This is a genomic window from Dictyobacter formicarum (assembly GCF_016587435.1).
This window is the reverse complement of sequence record NZ_BNJJ01000025.1, coordinates 1-21802: the sequence shown is the minus strand read 5'-3', so window position 1 is coordinate 21802 and position 21802 is coordinate 1. Positions and strand designations below refer to the sequence as shown.

General features: G+C 52.8%; 19 protein-coding genes. 5 read left to right on the top strand and 14 right to left on the bottom strand.

Going from position 1 to position 21802, the window contains the following annotated elements; all coding sequences use genetic code 11:
- Positions 1-356 precede the first annotated feature (356 nt).
- Complete coding sequence (locus JMI88_RS31925; RefSeq protein ID WP_201366099.1) at positions 357-953, top strand: hypothetical protein; 597 nt, start codon at positions 357-359, stop codon at positions 951-953.
- A gap of 101 nt (positions 954-1054) precedes the next feature.
- Here JMI88_RS31925 and JMI88_RS31920 read toward each other — a convergent pair whose 3' ends face one another.
- Positions 1055-1741 (bottom strand): hypothetical protein, encoded by a 687-nt coding sequence (locus JMI88_RS31920; protein ID WP_201366098.1) that lies wholly within the window; start codon positions 1739-1741, stop codon positions 1055-1057.
- Positions 1742-2146: 405 nt separating this feature from the next.
- On the bottom strand, positions 2147-2950 hold the full coding sequence (locus JMI88_RS31915) for an alpha/beta fold hydrolase (protein ID WP_201366097.1): 804 nt from the start codon (positions 2948-2950) through the stop codon (positions 2147-2149).
- A 158-nt stretch (positions 2951-3108) separates the two neighbouring features.
- Between JMI88_RS31915 and JMI88_RS31910 the strand changes: the two genes are divergently transcribed.
- Positions 3109-4575 carry an aminotransferase-like domain-containing protein gene (locus JMI88_RS31910; protein ID WP_201366096.1) on the top strand — a complete coding sequence of 489 codons (1467 nt, stop codon included), beginning with the start codon at positions 3109-3111 and terminating at the stop codon, positions 4573-4575.
- A 19-nt stretch (positions 4576-4594) separates the two neighbouring features.
- Here JMI88_RS31910 and JMI88_RS31905 read toward each other — a convergent pair whose 3' ends face one another.
- Positions 4595-5410, bottom strand: a complete 816-nt coding sequence (locus tag JMI88_RS31905) for a class I SAM-dependent methyltransferase (protein ID WP_201366095.1) — start codon at positions 5408-5410, stop codon at positions 4595-4597.
- A 104-nt stretch (positions 5411-5514) separates the two neighbouring features.
- Positions 5515-6261, bottom strand: coding sequence for a metal-dependent transcriptional regulator (locus JMI88_RS31900; protein ID WP_201366094.1), 747 nt, complete (start codon positions 6259-6261; stop codon positions 5515-5517).
- 428 nt (positions 6262-6689) lie between these two features.
- Between JMI88_RS31900 and JMI88_RS31895 the strand changes: the two genes are divergently transcribed.
- Positions 6690-7046 (top strand): response regulator, encoded by a 357-nt coding sequence (locus JMI88_RS31895; RefSeq protein WP_201366093.1) that lies wholly within the window; start codon positions 6690-6692, stop codon positions 7044-7046.
- Positions 7047-7392: 346 nt separating this feature from the next.
- Here JMI88_RS31895 and JMI88_RS31890 read toward each other — a convergent pair whose 3' ends face one another.
- The 6 genes from JMI88_RS31890 to JMI88_RS31865 all read right to left on the bottom strand — a co-directional run bounded on the left by JMI88_RS31890 (position 7393) and on the right by JMI88_RS31865 (position 12615).
- Positions 7393-7902, bottom strand: coding sequence for a hypothetical protein (locus JMI88_RS31890; RefSeq protein ID WP_201366092.1), 510 nt, complete (start codon positions 7900-7902; stop codon positions 7393-7395).
- Positions 7903-8216: 314 nt separating this feature from the next.
- Complete coding sequence (locus tag JMI88_RS31885) at positions 8217-9092, bottom strand: ABC transporter ATP-binding protein (protein ID WP_373323991.1); 876 nt, start codon at positions 9090-9092, stop codon at positions 8217-8219.
- Positions 9093-9135: 43 nt separating this feature from the next.
- On the bottom strand, positions 9136-10083 hold the full coding sequence (locus JMI88_RS31880) for an ABC-2 transporter permease (protein WP_201366090.1): 948 nt from the start codon (positions 10081-10083) through the stop codon (positions 9136-9138).
- Positions 10084-10177: 94 nt separating this feature from the next.
- A complete protein-coding gene (locus JMI88_RS31875) occupies positions 10178-11032 on the bottom strand; it encodes a hypothetical protein (RefSeq protein ID WP_201366089.1) in 855 nt (284 codons plus the stop codon).
- Positions 11033-11563, bottom strand: a complete 531-nt coding sequence (locus JMI88_RS31870) for an RNA polymerase sigma factor (RefSeq protein WP_236023158.1) — start codon at positions 11561-11563, stop codon at positions 11033-11035.
- A 203-nt stretch (positions 11564-11766) separates the two neighbouring features.
- Positions 11767-12615: an alpha/beta fold hydrolase gene (locus tag JMI88_RS31865; RefSeq protein ID WP_201366087.1), complete on the bottom strand. Its 849-nt coding sequence runs from the start codon at positions 12613-12615 to the stop codon at positions 11767-11769.
- Between the two features lie 466 nt (positions 12616-13081).
- Here JMI88_RS31865 and JMI88_RS31860 point away from each other — a divergent pair, with 466 nt between their 5' ends.
- Entirely contained in the window at positions 13082-14656 is a 1575-nt protein-coding gene (locus tag JMI88_RS31860) for an RNA-guided endonuclease TnpB family protein (protein ID WP_236023140.1), read from the top strand.
- Positions 14657-15302: 646 nt separating this feature from the next.
- The gene (locus JMI88_RS31855) at positions 15303-16061 is read left to right on the top strand and encodes a DUF998 domain-containing protein (protein WP_201366086.1); all 759 of its coding nucleotides are present in this window, start codon (positions 15303-15305) and stop codon (positions 16059-16061) included.
- Positions 16062-16213: 152 nt separating this feature from the next.
- Here the strand turns inward: JMI88_RS31855 and JMI88_RS31850 are convergent, their stop codons facing one another.
- The 4 genes from JMI88_RS31850 to JMI88_RS31835 form a co-directional block, all read right to left on the bottom strand.
- The gene (locus JMI88_RS31850) at positions 16214-17350 is read right to left on the bottom strand and encodes an RNA-guided endonuclease InsQ/TnpB family protein (protein WP_236023139.1); all 1137 of its coding nucleotides are present in this window, start codon (positions 17348-17350) and stop codon (positions 16214-16216) included.
- 240 nt (positions 17351-17590) lie between these two features.
- Positions 17591-19309: a Clp protease N-terminal domain-containing protein gene (locus tag JMI88_RS31845; protein WP_201366084.1), complete on the bottom strand. Its 1719-nt coding sequence runs from the start codon at positions 19307-19309 to the stop codon at positions 17591-17593.
- A gap of 338 nt (positions 19310-19647) precedes the next feature.
- A complete protein-coding gene (locus JMI88_RS31840) occupies positions 19648-20949 on the bottom strand; it encodes an FAD-dependent oxidoreductase (RefSeq protein WP_201366083.1) in 1302 nt (433 codons plus the stop codon).
- Positions 20950-21108: 159 nt separating this feature from the next.
- On the bottom strand, positions 21109-21802 hold a 694-nt coding region (locus JMI88_RS31835), incomplete at its 5' end, for a LuxR C-terminal-related transcriptional regulator (protein ID WP_236023138.1).

Genomic DNA, 21802 nt, shown 5'->3' with positions numbered 1-21802 from the left:
ACAATCTTTAACGCTATATTATTGCATACTACTGCCAACAATTTCTTCTTACATCCACAAATACCACTCGCACCTTAAATTTTAACACACCCGGCCCCCAAAGTACATCCACCCTCCTCTAAACACCAAAAAAGAGCAGTGCAAGCAGCTCGTTTCCAGACTTGTTTTCAATTAACTTCATCTTATCCACAGCTCTGGCTAGTTCTCCACAAGTCATCCACATCATTCGTGAGCAACTTGTGGATAACCTGCTAGGCAAATTATGAGCTCCTCGACTATACTTTTCTTAGAAGTTAGTTGTAGTTGACCTTGCATTTCACTGCTCTCATTTTTTCTAATGCATAAGGAGCACGCGTATGTCTTCATCCATGGGACTTCCTCGGAGCGTCCTGCGCCATCATCCAATTTATTCCTATCCCGAGGCGGATATTCCTGCTTGGGTTCGTGCTTCTCGGCAGCTTGGGAATCGCCAGCGCTCGTGGTTTCATTCTTTGCCTGGCTCTTCTCTACTTTTACGCCTGGCCTCACAGTTCCCTTCGGCTTCATTGGCGACGCTTGTTGGCATCGGTATAAGTGTTGCTCTACTTGTCATCCTGCTGGCACAGTGGCTGGGGGGATGGGTCTCGCTGGCCAGCGATGACCTGCACTATGGTCGGCCGCGTACCTTTCAAACCGATGCCTTTGTGGGGCACGAGCAGACTGGCCAGCCAAGTCATTTTGTCGCGCTCAATATCAAGGGGCAGATTGAGGTGATAGAGCTTCCCGGCAATGATGCAGCCCATGCGCGTATCTTTATTGGCCCTCGCCTCAGTGGTTCTCACGTGGAGCTCATACCCATTACACTCCAGTTCGTCGATCCATACCATACCCATTACCCCGATATGCAGCTGCATATCGGGACCGCTACCGTCCTCTTCCATAATACATATACTGGCTTTCAACTCCAGCGGTAATACTACAAAGATCCGGGGAGACATATCTCTTCTCCCCGGACCTTTGTGCGTCCATTGGCTGAATTCAGGTCAATAACTCTTCTACCAGAAACTTAAATATTTCAATGATAAATGAGACCAGGGACCTCTCCATAGTCCCGGGCCGCCTGCATGCGTGGCAAAAATATGCGCTGATAAAATTCTACTGTGTCCTCCAATTCTTCGTTAAAGTGGGGGGGATAGAGACGAAAGCGCGCCTCTTCTTCGTCGTAGGTGACATAGAAATCTGAGAAGTACGTGAGCTCGTCGCTCTCGCGGTAGAAGGTGTCATTGAGGTCCATGTCTTGATTTTCATCGACATCCAGTGAGCGCTCCGCATCTTCAATAAAGATATAGAGTGCCCTCAATTTTCCTGTGCCTAATGGCTCAAGCTCCAGGATACGTACCTCGTCTTCACCTACTTTGGCCTGCACAATATGTCCCGCATCAGCCAGTTCGGTGACGAGCGCACAGAAACGCTTGATGTCGGTTTCAAGCGGCGATAGGGAGAGCTCAAAGAGGGCATCATCGATGTCGTCTATGCTCTGTCCGTCTACTACTACAAGCTGTTCTGCTCCCAGTTCTATTTTTTCCCAGATACGAAATGAGATATCTGCCGGAATTGCCTCAAGTACGGCGAAATTGGCGTCGTCTTTGTCCTCTTCAGCATATTCTTCCAACTCCATCGTTGTGTTTACGCTGACTATGGTCCCGGCATCCAATAGTTTTTGGAGAATGCCAACAAAAATATCAAGTGTTGTTGTCATCATTTCCTCATGTACCGCTTGGATTTCTCGGTTACCATCCACAGTACAAGTAGCTGAGCTAAGCAGGTTCCTTTTGATGAATATTTTTTTCCACCTTAAGGAAGAGCTTGAGGAAGGCATGTTACTGCTGGAAAGAGAAAGAAAGCTGTATCTATTAATGATAAAATCTTCATTATTTTATCACAAGACACAGCTATTCCAAAAGGAATCTGTTATCGAATCTCTGATGAGATTCTGGAGGCACATGCACCGACAGTTGTCTGTTGTTTGTGCTCATTTAAGGTTTCAGCGCACGGCCCGCACTCTCTGGAGGAGGTCTGCTATATTACCTGATCTTTTCTACTTATGCCAGACCAGATCAAGTCTTGCCCGAAAAAACGATGCACGGTCTCTCTTTGTCCTCAGAGGTTAGCGTGATGATACAATGGGAAGGAGAAACTGCCTGAGTACTGCATTGAACTCGTCAGGACGTTCCATGTTCGGCATATGCCCGACTCCTTCGATAATGGCGATCTGTGATCCTGCGATGCCTCGGTTCATCAATTCAGCGTCCTGGATGGGCGTAAACTCATCTTCGCTCCCAACAATAATCAGGGTTGGAACTGCGATCTCGCGCAATAGTGGTGTATAGTCACGACGTTCGGCTCTTCCACGCAGCGCGGCGGCTGCTCCTTCGGGCTTTGTCTTCACAATCATGTGACGCACACTGCTTACCACATCCGGTTGTGAAGCCATGGTTCCTTTGGCCAACAATTTGGGCAGCAGTTCTTCGGCAAAATCCTGCATGCCTTCATTGAGTATGCGTTCGGCTGTAACATAACGGGCAGCTCGAGCTTCCTCCGTATCAACTTGTGGTTGGGTATCCGCCAGCAGCAAGGCGTGGACACGTTCGGGGAACTGGCGATAAAATTCAAAGACAATCTGACCGCCCATCGAAAGTCCGCCCAGGATGATACGGTCAATCCCCAGGTCATCGAGGAGTGCGGCCAGGTCACCTGCGAATTCCTCCATCGTTGTCTTGCCTGGCACAATTGTCGTTTCTCCATACCCACGCAGGTCAGGGGTAATTACCCGGCAGATCGACTGCAACGTTTCTTTTTGATCCTGCCACATAGAACGGTTAAATGGATGACCATGTAGAAGAACAAGCGGAAAACCGCTCCCATACTCGTCGTATCCAATAGAGATTCCGCGCACAGATTTCAAGCTCATAGTATTATTGATCCTTTCGGTTTTCATTAGATGTTCAAAGTAAAGGCGTGTAGAACAGGTCCAATCTATTCACTCCTGCCTTGCACTCTTCCTTTCATCAGAGTATAGTGTCAGTGGATCTCACAGTACAGATCCATTTGGGCAGAAAGTGGTTTGAAATGGATCTGATAACATTGGTAAAAATCCTCGGAGCGTGGTCACACGCTCCTGGTCCTCTCTATCGTCTTCTTGCTCAGACCTTGCGTCGCGCTATTCTCGAAGGAGATATTCCCCCGGGGACGCGTCTGCCAGCGGAACGGATGCTGGCAGAGGCTCTGGCGGTGAGTCGAAATACGGTGATCGCCGCCTATGATCTATTGCAGCAGGAGGATTTAATCACACGTCAGCATGGCAGTGGCACCTGGGTGCGATCTCTGCCCCCGGAGAAAATCGATGGCTACCGCTCTACTTCCAATGGATCGCTTGCTCGCAGTCCGCTTTTTGAAATGCTCCTGAACGAGCCGCAAGATCTGGTCGATCTCTCAACGGGCGTGCCGGGAGCATTGAATGGCCTTTCTCTGGAAGCTTTCACCCTCTCAGAGGAAACGCTCGCGTCACTTTTAACCACTCCCGGGTATGCCCCGCTGGGCCTTCTAGAACTCCGCCACTCAATCGCGCACTATTTTGAGCACGCTGGACTGCCAACACGTGCGGAACAAATCCTGGTGACCTCTGGCGCTCAACAGGCACTCTCACTGGCCGCTACGCTCTATGTGCAACGGGGCGATATCGTCATGGTAGAAAATCCCACCTTCTTTGGCGCGCTCGACACCTTTCGTGCGCTGGGAGCACGGCTTATTCCTATTCCCGTGGATCAAGAAGGATTGCGTGCCGATGTCCTTCAACAGGCATTGGGAACAGGCTTGCCTCGTTTGCTCTACCTGACCCCAACCTTTCATAATCCAACGGGAACGCTTCTTTCGCCAGCGCGCCGCCGCGCTGTTGCGTCCCTGGCAAAGAAATTCTCTTTCCCGGTCATTGAAGACAATGCCTTTGCTGATCTCAACATCATTGGCGATGTCCCTCTGTCTCTCGCGAGCTATGCTCCTGGAGAGGCGGTTCTGACGCTCAGTTCGATGAACAAGCTCTTCTGGCAAGGTTTGCGCGTGGGGTGGATTCGTGCGCCAGAAGCGCTGATTACACGGCTTGGGCGCCTGAAGGTCATTGCCGATCTGGGCACGGGTAGCTTGACGCAGGCCGTCGCTTTGCAGTTGCTCAAACATGTCGATGAGGTGAAAGCGATACGCCATCAACAATTACAGGACCAACTCAACCTGGTAACAACCCTCTTACAAGAATACCTTCCTGACTGGATGTGGACCACGCCTTCTGGCGGCTTCTTTTTGTGGGTCTGCCTTCCCTTTGGCTCTGCAAGTGAATTTGCGCAGATCGCCCTTCGCTTTGCGGTGGTGGTGACGCCGGGAACGGTAATGTCTGTAGATGATTCACACCACCAGTATCTGCGGCTGCCATTTTTGCTGCCTTCTGACGCTCTGGAAAAAGGCATACAACGATTGGCCCAGGCATGGAACGTCTATACACAACTTGCTCGCGAGAAACCAGATTCTCTCAATGCGATCTTCTGACTTCCAATTGCGCAGGCTCTCAACTTTTCGGCCCTGACGCAATAAAGAGGCCGGTTTCTTTGGTGATGTGTACCAAACCATGAGCTTTCAACTCTTCGCCAAGGATTGTACGTAGGGCCTGCAGTTGCTCCTCGCTGACGCTCCCGGGCGCCCGGCCTGAGAGAATAAAGGCGATCAGCGGTTCTACCTCGGTGACGGCCAGGTTACCTTCAAACGGTCGCGCCTCGATCTGTTTGAACCAGGGGGCCATTTGCTCGCGGCCATTCTGCAGGTTAAAGATGGATCTCGCCTGCCCGCCTATGATGCCACCAACGCCTATCCCGGCCTGTGTACAGAAGTGTTCCATCTCGCGCAAGTGCGACTCGCCGTTGGTCGCGGCGTAGAAACGACCCTGCGGCCGCAGCACGCGCCGAATTTCCGCGAAGGCCCGCGCACGATTGGGCACATGATAGAGCATATGGTTGGCGATCACGTAGTCGAAAGAGTCATCCGGAAAAGGGATGGTCTGGATATCGATGACCTCGAATTGAAATTGCGAGGCGCGCTCTCCCAGGTTCTTGCGCGCGTCATGCAGCATGCCCGAAGAAAAATCGGAGAGCGTGATTTGCCAGTTCTCAGGGATACGATCCAGGTTGTGTGCCCAGAGTTGGCCAGAACCGGTACCCAGTTCTAGCACGCGACTCCCGGCAGGAATATCAAACTGCTCAAATACCCAGCGCTGCCAATCCGTACGATTGGTGCTGAAGCGCTCATGCAGTCGTATGCGCGCGTCAAGATTCACAGATGTATGATATTGCTTATCCAAAAGATATTGCTGGTCAACTGTATCGGACATATGTATTGATCTCTCTTTCATCAATCCATTGTAAGCGGGCCTCCGTGCTCGCTTCTTACCCGCACCTCTCCTATCCCAAAAATACGCTCTCCTCTCCGTCATTCCTATGGCGTGTGCTCTTCTATCGATGCAGGTTGGGCCTCATCCGGTAATGGGAGACGCGCGGGACGTACCAGAACAGCTTTGGTCACTGCTTCTCCAATCGTGTGGGTCTGCGAGCCGATCAGCACTGTATATACTCCACCATATGGCGCTACAGACACAATATCCAGTTTGGCCCCGGGAATGAGTCCCAGAGAGGATAGGTAACGTAAGAGGTCTGGATTTTCGTCGCTTACCCTCTGTACGATGACTTGCTGTCCCACTGGTATAGTGGAAAGGGGCTGACTGGCCGCTACGATAACTCCTCCAACTTTGTTAGGAATAGGGTCTCCATGCGGGTCTTCGGTGGGATGGCCGAGCAGTTCGTCCATTCGGTCAACAAAAGCGTCAGAAATAGCGTGCTCGACCTGTTCGGCTTCGGCATCTACTTCCTCTAAAGGGAAACCCATGATCTGGATCAAGAAGAGCTCGAGCAATCGGTGGCGACGCACCAGGGATGCGGCCATGACGGCTCCCATCTCGGTAAGCTCAACACCACGATAAGGAGTGTATCGCACGTAGTTGCGCTCACCTAGCCATTTGAAAAGCTGCGTTACGGTCGCGTCACTTAATTGCCCGGTTGGCTCTAGTGGCAATAGGCGCTCCTTCATGGCGGATGTGGTAATGACCTCGCCTTGTTCGCGCAATTTATAACAGAATTTCAGGCAGTCGATCGCTCGAATAGGCAAGGTCCGTATCTCTGGTGACATCACATAACCTCATCGTTATCGTCAAATTAAACAGTAGTATCTCAGGATATTTAGCTATCACAATTAGAAGATCTTGTCAAGTTTAGCTGATGAATATGCTCTATGTACGGGCAATAATGTATGCGATCCACAATTCATTCGCAATACTTCAGGTTGACAACCATCTACCTCTTAAGTACAATATGTTCAGGCGGCTCATAAGATGTTAACTAACGAGGAACATGAGATTTGTATCCTCAAAAAAGTCTTTAGGAGCCGCCACCAAAATTACTCCCATTTCCCCCCTTTAAACACATCTATTGACCCTCTCTAGTATTGACTGCTTAAGCCAAAGATTGCTACAATGAAATTGTAGAGAGAAATTTTACCCTTCCGCTGGCTCCATTGTCTCTTTCTAGCCCCGGCAGGAAAAAAGAGAGGCTTCCTCATTGAAAAAAAGGATCATGGTCGCCGATGACGATTCGGCTATCGTGGACGTACTGCAGATCGTGCTGGAAGACGCTGGTTTCGCCGTCGAAACGTATGCCCAGGGACAATCAGTAAAGAATATGCAGGAGCCGTTCCCTGATCTGGTGTTGCTCGATATCCTGCTCGCGGGTATGGATGGACGAGTAATTTGTCGTCACTTAAAAAATCAAACAGCGACGCAGCGCATTCCTATCATTCTTCTTTCTGCCCACACCGATGCCCAGCAGACAGCTACAGACGCTGGCGCCGACGCTTTCCTGCCCAAGCCGTTCGACATAGATGAATTATTGGATCTGGTCGAGAAATATCTATCGTAGTATTCCTATCTGCCATAATATTCTTTTGTTCTCTGTTATAGATGAGACACCATTCCTTTGCTTTTCCCGTATCTATGGTCCATTCTTATCCTCTGATTTTGAATTCCTTGTTTTTTAGGTGCTGTCCTTCACATAGTTGGCATCAGGAAGCCAAAGCAGCACGTTTTGCCAGATATGCTGAATTGCGATGGAGTCCAGACACAAGCCCCAATACTTTCAACTTAAGAGCCCAAAGCATTGCTTATCGCGTCGATATGAGCTCAAATGCGCCAGATGTAACGTCTTCATTTTGCTAAAGTTGAAAGTATTAGACACAAGCCCCTGTCTTTAGACGGGGTTACTGACCTTACGACGCGATGGGGGGCGCAGGCGATACGGCGGATAGAATAGTGTATACGTCATGATAAAGGGTCTGACCAAGCTGGTCCTGTGAACAGGACACGTCAGGGCTGACTTGACCATGCGAGACAAGGACGGTTGTGGTCCCAAACGACGACGATTTCAGACATTTCTGAGGCTGAGGTAGATGTGATAATGGGGAAGCCGCAGCAACATCACTAAATAATTTTATTACGACCGCGGAAGGAGTCATTCTCGAGAGCAGTCTGTTGCACTGGTCACTGATAACATTACCATCTGAATTTATTACCAGCGTCGTCTCACAAGTATTTGTCGAACGCGAAATAAACACCACGATGGTTTCCGCTGAAAAATCCGCAATACGTACTGGCTTCATCATAAAAACTCGACCAGTCATGTGGTCTGGCGACGAGTGGACCTGCAAGGGTCTGACCATCAAAGTTCCGATCATGGCACAACAGAGAAGAAACACAATTGTGATACGTGACGCAAGCATACTACCCTCCTCCATTTTTAACAAAGAAAACACCGCTTCCTTCTTTATGCTGCCGCGATGAGATACTATCACCTCTGCAAAGCAACATCTATCTCTCGCCGCTCCTTCTATTTTTACGAACAACTATATGGCTGTACATCAAAAACCATATTACACATATATTATATTTTTGCCCCAAAGTACTATTTGTAGGATAAACGCAAATAAAAAAATGATAGATCATCCGCCTCTCAAGGGGCAACCCGTTTCCCCGCCAAAACATGGGAAAGAGAAGAAAGGCGAAACAGGTTGCCCCCGACACGATGTCCTGCCGGTTAGACCTGAACAGCTTGTCTGCCTGTTGCCAGCAGGTAAGCCTCTTCCAGGCTGGGGGAAACTCCGACAGCCGCTTCGTGTGGGCACGTGGCACTGACAATGCGCAGCGTGATGCCGCTCATCTGGGTGACCATCGTGCTGACTTGATAGTTCGCCTGCAACTGCAAGGCGGTGGCCTGATCGACGGTCACGCCCCAGACCGCGCCTTTGGTCTTCGCCAGCAGTTCCTCTGGCGTCGTATCGGCCAGCATGCGCCCCTCCTGCAAAATCACCAGGCGACTGGCCACGGCCTCCACGTCACTGATGATATGGGTCGAGAGCAGAATGATCCGGTTGTGGGTCAGGCTGGCGAGCAGGGTGCGAAATCGCACACGCTCTGCGGGGTCGAGTCCGGCGGTCGGCTCATCGACAATCAGGAGTTCGGGATCATTGAGCAGCGCCTGGGCGATGCCGATGCGCTGCTTCATGCCGCCGGAATAGGTCGGCAGCTTGCGGTCGGCCTCGGCTTCCAGATTCACCATCGAGAGCACCTCATCGACGCGCCGGTTGAGCAGCGATCTGGGCAGCCCTTTCATCGCGGCCAGGTAGCGCAGGAACTGGCGCCCTGTAAACTCTGGATAGATACCAAAATCCTGGGGCAGATAGCCCAACACCTGCCGCAGCGCCTGGCCATGGGTGCGGATGTCCTGCCCATTCCAGCGAATAATCCCCTCAGTAGGCTCCAGCAGGGTCGCGATCATCCTCATCAGGCTTGTCTTGCCCGCGCCATTGGGGCCAACCAGTCCCAGCATACCAGGCGAGAGCCGCAGCGAAAGCTGATGCAGTGCCCACTGTTGCCCATAGCGCTTGCTCAGGCGTTCAATCGTTAATTCCATCATTGTTCCCTCTTTCTTTTTTGAGCGTTCATGCACGAGCAGATTAGCTGAGCGTTTCACGAGACCGCTTGAAGGCGAGAGCCACGATCAGTACCAGCACCAGACTGAACCCGGCCAACAGCAGGTGTGGTGCGAACCAGCCCCCGAGGTCGGGCATTTTGTTCTCAACGCTGAAGATGAGCTGCACAAGTTGGGCCTCGTTGGTGATCGAGGAGTTCAGGCCAATGTGATACACAGAAAGAAGCCCAAGCGCAGTGATCCCGCTGGTTGGGTCCCAATCAACATACCAGCCAGGCAGGGAAGTGGCGCCGCGAAATGAGAGGGGAATGACGAGTGCCCCGAGGAGCCATCCCACCATGATCACAGCTTTGATCAGCGTGGACAGGCGCGGCCACAAGGTGCTCAGGGCGAAACCGACGCTGCTGACCAGGATCGTTGCCGATAAGACCATACCAACCCAGAGGAGGAGCACTGCATCGAGTTGGGGGAGAGGATAGGTTGAGTCGGTCAGATGCAATAGTCCTCCCATACCCAGAATGGAGGCGAGCAAAAGCAGCGCCAGCCCCAGGCCTATTATCAGGCCCGCCAGATAGCGTCCCAGGACATAGGCCCAGGTCGGTAGTGCAGTCGTCATCAGGAGTTCGTGGGTGCGCCGATTCACATCTCGCGTCACCCCATCAGCCGTAATAAAGGGCAGCAGAAGGGCCAGGATGATCAGATATGTGGGCAGAGTCCGCAGCAGTCCTCTTGCACTGGTCCCAGCAACGTAGACGCTGAGATGTTCGCTGCCCGCGACCGTACCAATTTGATCTGATGCATGGAGCGCCCATATGATGAGCAGCAGGAACCCCCAGAAGCCAAGTGCTTGAAACCAGAAGAGGTGGGAGGCGAGAAAGCGACGCAACTCCCAGGTCACCACGCGCGTCAATGGATACTGGTGCCCAGTCGTCTGAGTTTGCTGCTCAGCGCTGGTCAATACAGTGGCGTTCATGATATTCTCCTTTTTGTTTATCTGAGTTTGCAGGTGCAGCGAGTGGTTGCACGTCCCCCTCTTACGAGTCAGCCCTTCAAAAGGTTCGCGAACATCAGATATGCGGGAGCTGGCGGTGCATGTTGGCATGCATGCGCAGCAGCGCGATAGAAAGCCCCGCCAGGCCGATGCAGCCTGGCAGCACAAGCAGCACAGGCGCGAACAGGAGCCCCTGGAGATGAGAAACGGTGCTGATTGCCAGAAAAGCCAACCAGATTCCATAAGCCACGGAGGATGCTGCCTGGACCGAGAGGCGGAGCGTCAGCAAGAGAGCGAGTCCCGCTACCAGGAGTAGGGGCATGAACCAGGCGAGCGTCAGCGCCAGCACCTGCCCAGATCCGCCAGCCCAGAGCAACAAGCTCAGTGCGAGGGAGAGCCCCACATCGTAGCCCAGCACAATCACCAGCCGAGCTATGGCTAGTTGCAGCGGCGAAGGCAGACAGACCAGTTCCAATTCGAGCACTCGTGCTCCTCTCCCGCGAAAAGCCACGATGGTTCCCAGGTAGGCCAGGAGTGGCCCGCTGATACGTAGCATCATCGCCTGATCGGGAATTACTCTGCTCAGCACAACTGCTGCGCCGAGCAGGGTGACGAGCGCGCTCACCAGCCAGAAGCCCGGGACGAAGAGGCTGACCTGTGCACGAGCCGTCTCCAGCAGCAAGGCGATGCGTTGCTGCCGGTGTTCGTGGATGGCCTGGCGCACGGGCGAGTGCGCAGGTAGTTCTGTCGCAAGCACGGCAAGCAGTCGCCGGGTATCTGCTGGCGAAGGCTGTGGTGCTTGCCACTCGGACAGGCGACGCAAAGCAGGCAGCAGATCGGCCTGCTCTTCTGGCGAAGCTCCTTGCTCGCGCAGCACATCCGCTAACTGCTCTGGCTGCCCAAACGGCCAGGATGATTGGTGATGCGACATCTAATCCACTCCTTTCTGGGCGGGGTTCAGCACTATGCGCAGGCGATGAACACCCGCCGAGAGCCGCGACTTCACCGTGCCCAGCGGGATGTGCAGCGTCTCAGCGATTTCTTGCAAGCTGAACCCTTGATAAAAGCGAAGGAGCACCGCAACTCGATCTTCTTCGCGAAGCTGAGCGAGCGCCGCCCGCACCTCGCTACCCCGCTCTGCCGCCAGGGCATGTTCTTCCGGGGAAGGCTCTCTGTCGTACAGATGGAGCAATGCTTCCTCCTCATCACCTTCTCGCCAGCGTTGTCGCACTGCCGCGGACTTGAAATAGTCGCGGGCCAGATTGGTGGCAATCATATAGAGCCAGGGCTTGAACGGGCGATCACATCGATACGTGCGCTGTCGCAGCACGTGCAGCAGCGTTTCCTGGACCAGATCCTCGGCCAACGGACGGTCGCCCCCGACGAGACGATAGAGATAGCCGAGCAGTGGACCGTGATGGCGCGTCACCAGCGCGGCGAATGCTATCTGGTCGCCTGCCATCATGGCTGTCATCAACTGTTCATCGCTTTTCTCTTGCATGGAACACGGCTTTGCGACTCCTTTCAGTCGTGTGCTGTTCCCTGTTACGAGCGAGAGCCACAAAAGGTTCGCGAGTGCCTGCCTAACAAGACACGACCAGGGGAGGAGCAGGTAAAAGCCTGATCATCTTCTTGGAAAGGGGAAGGCAGAAGAGATGGAGCCGCTCAGGCGTTCGCATTCAAGAACGCATCAACGGTCCGCATAAATTCTGTGAAGCTGGTGCGGTGAATATTATGCGAGGCGCCCTCGATCTCTACAGCCATACTGGGAGCCGTAAGCTGCGCCTGTACAAAGGCCCAGGCGTTGTCATTCAGGGTCGAGCCCAGCTCACGATCGGCGCGCACAACCAGCGTTGGGGCCGTCAACCGACTTAGTAGCGGCAATAGGTCGCCTTCTTTTTCGGTGTCCGCGAACACGCTTACTACGGCCTCTTTGCTGACCTTACTGGCGGCGTCAAGCTTCCCCTCGATATCCTCTTCGGTCCATCCTGGATTGTTGGCGATCAAGCTGGCCCGTAGTACATCAGCCGGTACACCAATATCGGCGGTAAAGCGGGCTGCACGCTGCTCGGGATCGCCATGACCAAAGTTGTGGGCTGGATCTTCCAGGATGATCTGCGAGAATTCGATGCCTGGCTGTGCTGCGCCGTTGCCGCTAGCCAATACCAGCGCCGTTGCGCCGCCCCAGGAGTGCCCTATCAGTAATGGACTCTGCAGTTCGAGGATCTGGATAAAGGCTTCAGCATCTGCTGCCGTTTCGCGCAGGCTGTATGCCCCTGGGGCCGGCTTTATGCTATCACCGTGACCGCGCATATCCAGCGCAAATACCCGGTAACGCTCGGCCAGTACAGGTCCTACGCGTACCCAGCTTTGCGAGGAGCTGGTGATGCCATGCAGCAAAACACACGCTGGCAGCTCATCCCTTTCGGCCCCCCAGCTCAAATAGTGGAATTCTCCGGCCGGTAAAACAATCCGGTTTGATTTTGCCTTGCCATTAAAATGCTCTATCATCATTTAATCCTATCTATACAAATCGTAGATGCGATCCTTGCGGTCGCTTCCATCCTCGCCGCACGCTATCCTTATGCTGCAACAAAAACAAATTCAAGCGATATTATATCAAACAGGTTACATTTGTAGCATCCTTAATTGCAAAATTTTTTCATTCTATAAAAAGAATGATCATTGAGATCCTTATCCTATATATGCCGGTCATTCTTTTTTATTCAGCGACTACCAAAATTAAAATTTCAGGAGACCATCCATCCGATCTCTATAGCTCTATCTAATATTGTTAGTTATTTGTCAGTTCATCTGTCGCCTTTGACATAGAGGGCTTTAGCCCGCCGCAAGCCATGCCGTTTCAACGGCAGTGGTCAGGCGCTTGCGGCTTTAGCCCTTTAGCCCTCGCTTGTTGAAAATGTGTTCCAAGTGTGCTATACTCAACAGGAAGCAGATCATCTGGGAGGAGCGCGGCACGATGGCAAAAGCAACCACCACCATTCGGCAAACACTGAACTACAACCCAGCTTCTGGCGCGTGGTTTGCTGCTACTCAGACCCTTTTCAACCAGATCGCAGCTTTCTACTTCTCCGTCATCCAGGCTCACGAACGGGTGTTAGCGTTAGGCAATCAAGAAGCTCTCACTGCTCTTGAGAAGCTCACTCACGCCACAAAGATCAACCCCAATCCAGTCATGCCGCTTCGCTCAATCGCAGCAGGCATTCCTGCCATGTTCCGGCGTGCTGCTATCAATGCAGCATTGGGTTCAGCTCGTTCGTTCTACAGCCATCTCTCCCGTTGGCGCCAGCGCAAAGAGAAAGCAGAGGCCAAGGGGAAAAAGTTCAAAGAACGTCCACCAGTCCCTCCTCGCACCTGGAACAAATCAGTGACGCTCTATGCGGGAATGTGGAAAGAGCGCAATGGCTCCTCCATCATGATCAAAATCTGGACAGGTTCATGCTGGAGTTGGATCAGAGCACGGGTCACGGGTCGCGGTATTCCAGAAGGATGGGAGCTGTGTAGTCCACAATTGGTGTATCGGGGCGGTCGGTGGTACGTGCATACGCCGGTCGAAAAAAAGATACACAATCCTGTCACAATAGCAAAGCAAATCAAGACCAATGAGCAGACTCGTATCTGTGCAGTTGATTTGAATCTCAACGAACATCTCGCTGTGTGTACGGTCCGAGATGGTGAAGGTTCGACTCTTGCCACGCTCTTTATTGGAGGTGGACAACGGGTATCCGGCTTTAGGAAGCGCGTTTTGGGTCGTATTGCACGCAACCGCAAACAAACTGGCATCATTGCGAAAGGTGAACAGGACAATGCAGATCTGTGGAAGAAGATCAGGAATGGAGACGATTACGTCGCCCATCGCGTGAGCAAGCGCATTGTCCAGTTTGCTCAAGAACATGGAGCAAGTATTCTCGTGTTTGAGCACCTTGGGAACCTGCAACCCACGAAAGGCAAGTACAGTAAGCGTTCCAACGAGAAACGTGCCTTCTGGATGAAAGGTCGTATCTTCACTGACGCCAAGTACAAAGCGTATCATGCTGGCATGCTCACCAGTCGGGTCAGCCCGAGAAATACCAGCCGTGAATGTGCGTGCTGTGGAAGTCTGGTCGCTCGCTATGCAGAGGGGCAGGAAGCCCAAGGGTACACCTCTGGTGCTCCACTGGTCTATTGTGCAAGCTGTGGGATGCGCAAGAATGCAGATCTGAATGCCAGTTTGATGATCGGGAACCGACTTTTTGAACGCTTTGGACTATTTTTCCAGGAAAAGCCTCAAGCTCCTCCGGCGACGGAGAGGGAAGAGCAATCTTCAGGTGTTACTGTTCTCCAAGAGGCCAATGTCCAAGTTGTGGGCCATTCATCCCGTTGGGTAGGGCATGAGAACAGGAACAGGCATGGCACCGCCCAGGACAGTCACTCAAGAATGGTTGAGTCTGTTCGTGATATCACCAACCCACTACGCCCCCAATTGGGCCGTGGCTATGCCACACCTGCCCAGGGAAGCGACGACGTTGGGGTGTCAGAAGCTGCGGGGCTTTAGCCCCTGCGGAGTGTCACAGATAGCATGTCGCATCACTGGTACTCACCTCAAGATCATTTCTGCCACAGAAGCTGACGAGACATCATCCACCTTTCATTTCTTACTGTTACGAATATCCATCTTTTCTTTTTCTCTGTTATACGACACAATATTCATCAAAAGTGACACAAAATAAGGCAGAAACTTGTATATTGTGATTATCTTAGCTATACCGTCTCCGGATATATAAATACATTTGAGATTGCCTATTTTTATCTCATTCATGAAAAGCTTTTTCAACAGGCTGCTTCGTTTCTTGAATGGTGCAGGTTCCTCCCATCCCGACCAAAGTCCTGTAGGAAATACGCCTTCAGACGCATCAGAAAAACCTGTGGGTCGCTTATACTCAGGGCATACAGAGCTATCCGATGTTAGATCTCAAAAGAAGGAGAAAAGGATATCTCAGCATTTCACGTTTAAAGAAGCAGTTCATGATGATCTCCAACTAGTTCCTTCCTATCAGGAAGGCTATACCGTGCCGCAACCAGAAAGAGAAATCGCTTCTGTTCCTGCTCAGAAGAATACTGATACCTGACCGGGCAACACAGGAGCACGCCTGGCACTGATTTCGCTCGGGATGACCTTTGCGATGTGTCTGGTGGTGGTCATGACCACTTCGAGTATGAGGACGAGCTTTCTCACCCTGGTCTTTGCTGGTACGGCGATTCTCATCAACCTGATCTTTAATCGCAGGCAACTGAGCGTTTCGAGAAGCAGGACAGTCCTTAATGATCTCAAAAAGGAAACACCAGAATCCCTGTTTTCAGAAAGGAGTCTTTTTCATGAGTGTTTTGAAGAAGGTAAGGAGTACCGAGTTCCTGTTGGGCTGCGGCGAATCTGGCGCACGGGAAGAGGTTCGGTCTGGGGACCACTGCTAATCGGCTTGTTCGGGCTCGGTCTCCTGATAGCCGGAGTGTTTGTCATTGATCCCGGCGAGGGGTACCCTCCTGGTGCTTCCCTCAACGGCTCTCTACAAACCTGGCATGGCTGGATTCACGGGATCAACGGCTTACTGTTCTTTAATGTGGTACTCCCCGCCGCATGTTTTGTGCTGTCCCGGCGCTTTGCCGCCGACCCGCAGAGCCACCGTTGGGCGAGGTACTCCTGGATGACCGGGGCACTCATCCTTGTGCTTTCCATACCCATCAGCACCTTCATTCTGCCGTTCGCTGTGTATGCAGGACTCCCGGTGGGGGATGGCTTCGTCCAGAGAATCGAAATTATCATGGGATGGGGCTGGATGGCGCTGACCGCCCTGCACTTGTTGCGAGAGGTCCGCAAGGCGAGGGTCGGACAAAACCTCAAAACTCCCGCCTCCGAGGCCCTCGTCGGAGCAGAATCGGAGCAACCTCCCTCCTTATCGTAGGCCGTTATCCGAAACTAAGACAAATATGGACAAGCCACATTTGCTGTTCGGTTCCTGCTTCATCCAGGGCAGTTTCACTTGGTATTCCTACCAAGCCAGCGCTGCTCTGTCCACAGGCTTAAAATCCGGCGAAACTCGCCGTACTCCCATGCTCAAGCTAAGTCTGCCAAGTTATAAGCTGCGTTTAAATCACGGTCGATAACCAAACCACAGGAATGGCAAACAAAGACCCGTTCGCTCAAATCCAGTTCTTCCCGCACGTCTTTGCAGCTTGAGCATGTTTTGCTAGATGGCTCCCACCGTGAAACAAATTTCACCATGATGCCCATTTGCTGAGCCTTGTATTCGACCTGGCGACGGAACTCAGCAAAACCAACATCGGCAATCGCTCGTGAAAGGCGTCCATTTTTGAGCATGCCTGACACATTGAGATCCTCTAGCACGATGATGGCCGGTCTGGCTGCTGGTGACTTGGTTTTCATCACCAGTTGCGAGGTGGCTTTGTGCAGAGCATCTTTGCGAATACTGGCAATATGAGCATGCAATCGGGCCAGCTTGCGTGTTGCCTTGGCCCGATTCTTGCCTCCCTTGTGTTTACGAGAGTGCTGACGGGAAGCCCGCCGTAACTTCTTGAGGTTGGAGCGCAAAGCCTTCGGGTTAGCAATCACCATCCCATTGGAAGCCGTGGCCAATGCCTTAATCCCCAGGTCAACCCCAATCACTGGGCCAGTAGCTTGTATCGGAGCGGGGACATATTCCTCTACCTGGACACTTACAAACCATCGCCCTGCCTGCTCTGATACCGTTGCCGATAAGACCTTTGCCGTCGTTGGAATATATCCATGCTCATGCAACCGTAACTTACCAAGACGCGGAAGCTGAATGCAATCCTCAAAGACATGAATTGCCCCTGTCAAGCGGAACGAGCCAATCCCCTTCTTCTTGGATTTGAAGCGAGGATAGCCGAGCTTGCCGCGATATGTGCCCTGTACCTTCAGCTTGGCTTTTCCAAAGAAGGTTTTGAATGCCTTTTCGAGATTACGCAACGCTTCCTGGGGAGCGCACTTGCTCACTTCATACATCCAAGGCAACTCGGTTTGCTTCAAGGCATTGAGTTCTTTATGCAAGCTGATGGCGTTTGGAGTTTTACGGCCTGCTTGATATTCCTCTTGGTATCGTTTCAATCCCCAATTATAGGCCCATCTGGCAGCCCCCGCATGTTTGAGGCACGCGGTCTTTTGCTCATTATTCAAGTCAAGCTCGGTCTTATATCCGCGTACCACCAGCATCCTTACTCATCCTCGGCTTTCATGGCTTGCTCAACGCAGTGCTTGATCTTTTCTGCGCGGCGCTTCGATGTTCTCCGCCCATAAATGTGGCTTGCCATGCTCGTCAGGCCAATTGTGATTGCGGCCACCGTGCGTATCATTGCCTACCTGGGCCTGCTGCTAGCCTACCCTGCCGGCTAACCCAGCAGAGCAGGCTAACAGCATCTTCTGCTTTGTCTATTGTTTGAGCATTTGCATCACTTATAGAGCTACTTCTACCTTTGCCCGTAGTGCTACCACACTGGTTCCAAGCTCGGTCAATAGGTCCGCGATGATGCCTTTCTCTTCGCGTAGCAAGCCGAGCAGCAGGTGCTCGCTCTTGATCGGGGCACCTGGACCACCTCTACGCTCTGCCTCATCAGCTGCAAGTAGTAAACAGGCTCGTCCCAATGCGCTGTGCACGAGGACTGGAGATGTTGCTTGCTGCCTTTGCCTGCTCCCGACCGCCGCGTTCACACCGGAAAAATGTATCCCTGCGTCCGTCAGGATCTTGCCCATGAGTGTATCTTTGTTCAATGCTAGATAAGCTAATCCCATCAGCAGGTCCTCTGGCCTTACTCGACCACCCCGATTCGCGTGTAAACCCCGGGCATGTTCTAACACAAACCTGGCTTCTATCGTGAATGGATAAACTGCCAGCATCATTTTATCCAGCTCCCGACTCTGTAGGTCTTGCTCTATTGCAGCCATTGAAGCGCCGCCCGCATAGATAGCTGCGTCGCTGCTTTCATCGGTCACAGCATTAGCCTCTTCTTCAAGCAGGGGACCGTGCTGGGTAAGTGTGCGCTGTAGCGTTGCCCACAGCTTTTCCAGATCTACCCCCATACTCTTTAACAACCAGCCATCGTGACTGTGATCATTTTCCCCACGCACTAATACCAGTAGGAGATGTCCTGTGCTAATTGAGGAGTGATACCGTCGCCGGGCTTCGTTGGCGGCTAGCTCGATGTTGTGCATCAGCATTGGTTGCAGTTTGATGTTTTCAGGCTTGCTCCAATCGCCAGCTTCATAACCAGGCTGGACCCACTCGCGCAACTTGTCCAGATCAATTCCTTGCTCAGCCAGCGCTGTGGTGGCCACACCGCTACCTGCGCCAACCAGGCCCAGCAATAAATGCAAGGTGCCAACATAGCTGTCCTGGAGGCGCCGGGCCTCTTCATAGGCCAATCTCCATGCATTGCTGGCCTGCTTGGTGAAATGTTGAGCATATTCCCGATATGTGAGGGGCAGAGTTCCATGCTTCAAAAACATCAGCGTGCGTACGTCCCTGCTGGATGAGACACCCCAATCCTGTAGAATCTTTGTGCCGCTGCCCTCCGGTACACGCAGCACACCCAGCAGCAGATTCTCTGTATCAACGTAGAAGCGAGGATGCTGCCGTCGTTCAGCTTCTTCAGTGGGAGCATTAATAGGCGCTCGCTGATCGAACAACAGTTGTACACCACGTCCCTTTGCCTCTTTAATTGCCTGGCTTACCTGCTCTAGCGTCACTCCTCGGGACTCCAGCTGCGGTGTCAGCTTGCCCTCTTGCTCAATCTTTAATGCCTCGCTCTCCGACATGTGAATCGAACCCATCAACCGCTGGGAGTTGTTGGTAGCGGGCACAGGAAACCGGCGCTCGGCCTCTTTCATTGCCATCTCAAACGCTTCGTTGGCATGGGCAGTAAAACCAATCTCACCCACTACCGGAGCGCTGCCGCGCCCTTTCACCTCTTCAACTGCCTTGCGTAGCCTCTCTACCGTCACGCCCAGCGCCTCCAAAACCTGGGCAGCTATACTCTCTCCATCACGCAGCAAACCCAATAGCAGATGTTCAGTCCCGATGGCTTCATGCTGGAAATATCGGGCCTCTTCTTCAGCCAACCTTAATACCACCCTGGCTCGTTCAGTAAACCTCTCGAAGCGATCTGTGTCACTCATAAGCTTGTCTCACTTTCATCAGACTAATCCAGCTACGCCATCATCTTATTACGCATTTTATCTACATCTTCGCTCGCAAAATACGCCATACATTTCAATATACGCTCTAACCCATATAATTTTCACATTCACATTCGTACACCACGCAAAAGCGACAATAAAAACAATTCGTAGGTGCGCCCCTTGCGGGCGCTTTTACTCTCCCCGCTTGAAAAATCAACAAGAATGGTATTATGTATCGATTTAAAGCGCTCCACATCGCTTTTCGGATGTGTTTGCGAGCAAGAAGCAAGCAAGCGCTCGCAAGGGGCGCACCTACTGTATTCTTCTCTCGCTGCCTATGCGCTTTTCTTGCGCGAGGTGAAGAGATTGACGGCACGGAGGGCGGTTTTTGTCATGGCGCGACCGGCCTGGTTTTCCATTACGATCATATCCAGCGCTTGCTTTGAGCTTTTGACGGCCGCGAAGCTGTAGTGCAGCATTTCGGTGACATATTCCTGTAGCACCTCGGGCAGGGATTTCTCTTGCTGGGCCGCCACGGTCAGCTTCTGGCAGAGAAGTTGTGCATCTCTGAGGGCGGTGTTGCCGCCGATCCCACGTGTGGGGGGCATGCTGTGAATGGCGTCGCCGAGCAGGGTGATGTTCTGGCTTTCCCAGGGCTCAACCTGGGTGGCAATGCGTAACGGGATCGCAATAACGGTGTCTTGCACAGTCAGGCTGATGAGGTGGCGCAGCGCGGGGTGCCAGTTGTCGGTCATTTCCTGGGCGATCTTCAGTAGCTCGCTGGCTGGTAGCCGCAGCAGGTCTCCCTGCTGTGGATAGTTTTTCTGCCTGGTCAGGAAGCTCCAGAAGTAGTAATCGTTGGTGTTCTCAAACAGAGCGCTCGCCTCTTCGATTAAGGCATCTTCGTTGGCGCCGATTTTCCCTTGAATCCGTTCAGAGACATTGCCGCTGAGATCATGTACGGCGGAGAAGAAGCCGCGCCCCCGGGGTCCAAGTACGATGGTTGCCCAGTCAAGCTGGTTGGCGACCAGCAGTTCATGGACCTCGGGTGTCAGCGGCACTTTGCCAACAATGGCACTTGCACCTGTTTCTACGCGTTTGGCCTGCGGTAGGAATTGCTGGCGAACGCGGGAGTTACCTCCGTCGGCGGCCACCAGTAGCTCGCCGGTCGCGCTCGTGCCGTCCTCAAAGTAGGCGGTTATGCTCCCATCGGGATTCTGTTGATAGTGCATGTAGCATTTGTCGAACTGAACAATCTCATCCAGTTCTGCCAGCAGCACCTGGCGCAGCGTGATACGGCTGACCGAGCGCGATGATGCCAGGGGATCATCTTGTTTGGCTGCATTCACTGGCATTGCCATCAGGTGTTTGAGTTGCTCATCGCACATCAGCAGGCCTGTGCCAGCGCTCCCGCTTGTCTTGAGGTATGCCTCAAACAGATGAGGAGGCAGGCAGTCGTGTAGTGCGCAGCTGCCCATCGCTTCGATGTGGATGCGATAGCCCTGCAAACGCTCGTTGCGGTTCCGGTCGCGCTCGTAGACCGCAACGCTGATCCCTGCCTTTTTCAGCCCCTGTGCCAGGCACAGACCACCGAGTCCACCGCCAATGATTATTACACGAAAATTATTATTTGACATACTTGATCTCCATCTTGACTATTTATCTGCTTTAACGTCGTAACGTGTTCTCATTGCTGATAGTATAGTTCCAGTGGAGGTGGCAGCGTGTCGCCCGCACGGGTGATTGGTGGGTGAATCGCTGCGCGTTCTAGATGGGATAGAAAAACTTGCGCTGCTTCAGTCTGTAAGGTCGAGGCTGCGCGCCACTTCGACCGCCTCAAAACGGTTGGCCACGTGGAGCTTCTGGTAGAGTCGTTGCAAGTGCGTTTTGACGGTATTGAGGCTGATCACCAGGTGCTCGGCAATCTCTTGCCGCTCCATGCCTTCTACCAGCAGGCGTAAGATCTGTTGTTCCTGTGAACTCAGTGAGGCGCGCAAAATGGATTGATCAGGTGCTTGCGCTCTGGGCCTGCTGTCAAAGGCATGGAGGATCGTGCGGATGGCGCTTTGGAGGGATTTTTCGCGTGTGCTGGTGAGCTGTGCGGAAAGCAGCGTGGTGACAATCTCTCCTTCGTCAAGAAATAGTCGCATGTAGTGTTCGGTATGCGCGACTCTGATCACCTCGCTGAGCTGCTTCCTGGCCTGCAGCGGTTGTCTCATTTGCTGATAGGCGATGCTGAGTATGAGTCCAATTTCAAGGGTACTGCGCAGGCGGTCCTTAGCGGTGGCCTCTTCTAGCCAGGGTGTGAGCAGGGTGGGCACGTTGTGCGCTGCTCCCGTTTGCAGTAACAGGCGAGCCCGCAGCAGCGCTTCTTGCTCTTGTTGGTAGCGTGAAACAGCTGGCGCGACCTCGGTTTCAATCGAGCTAAGCCAGCGGTGCACGGAGGTGGTGTTGCCCGCGGCGAGCTCGAAGCGCATCTGCCACAGCATG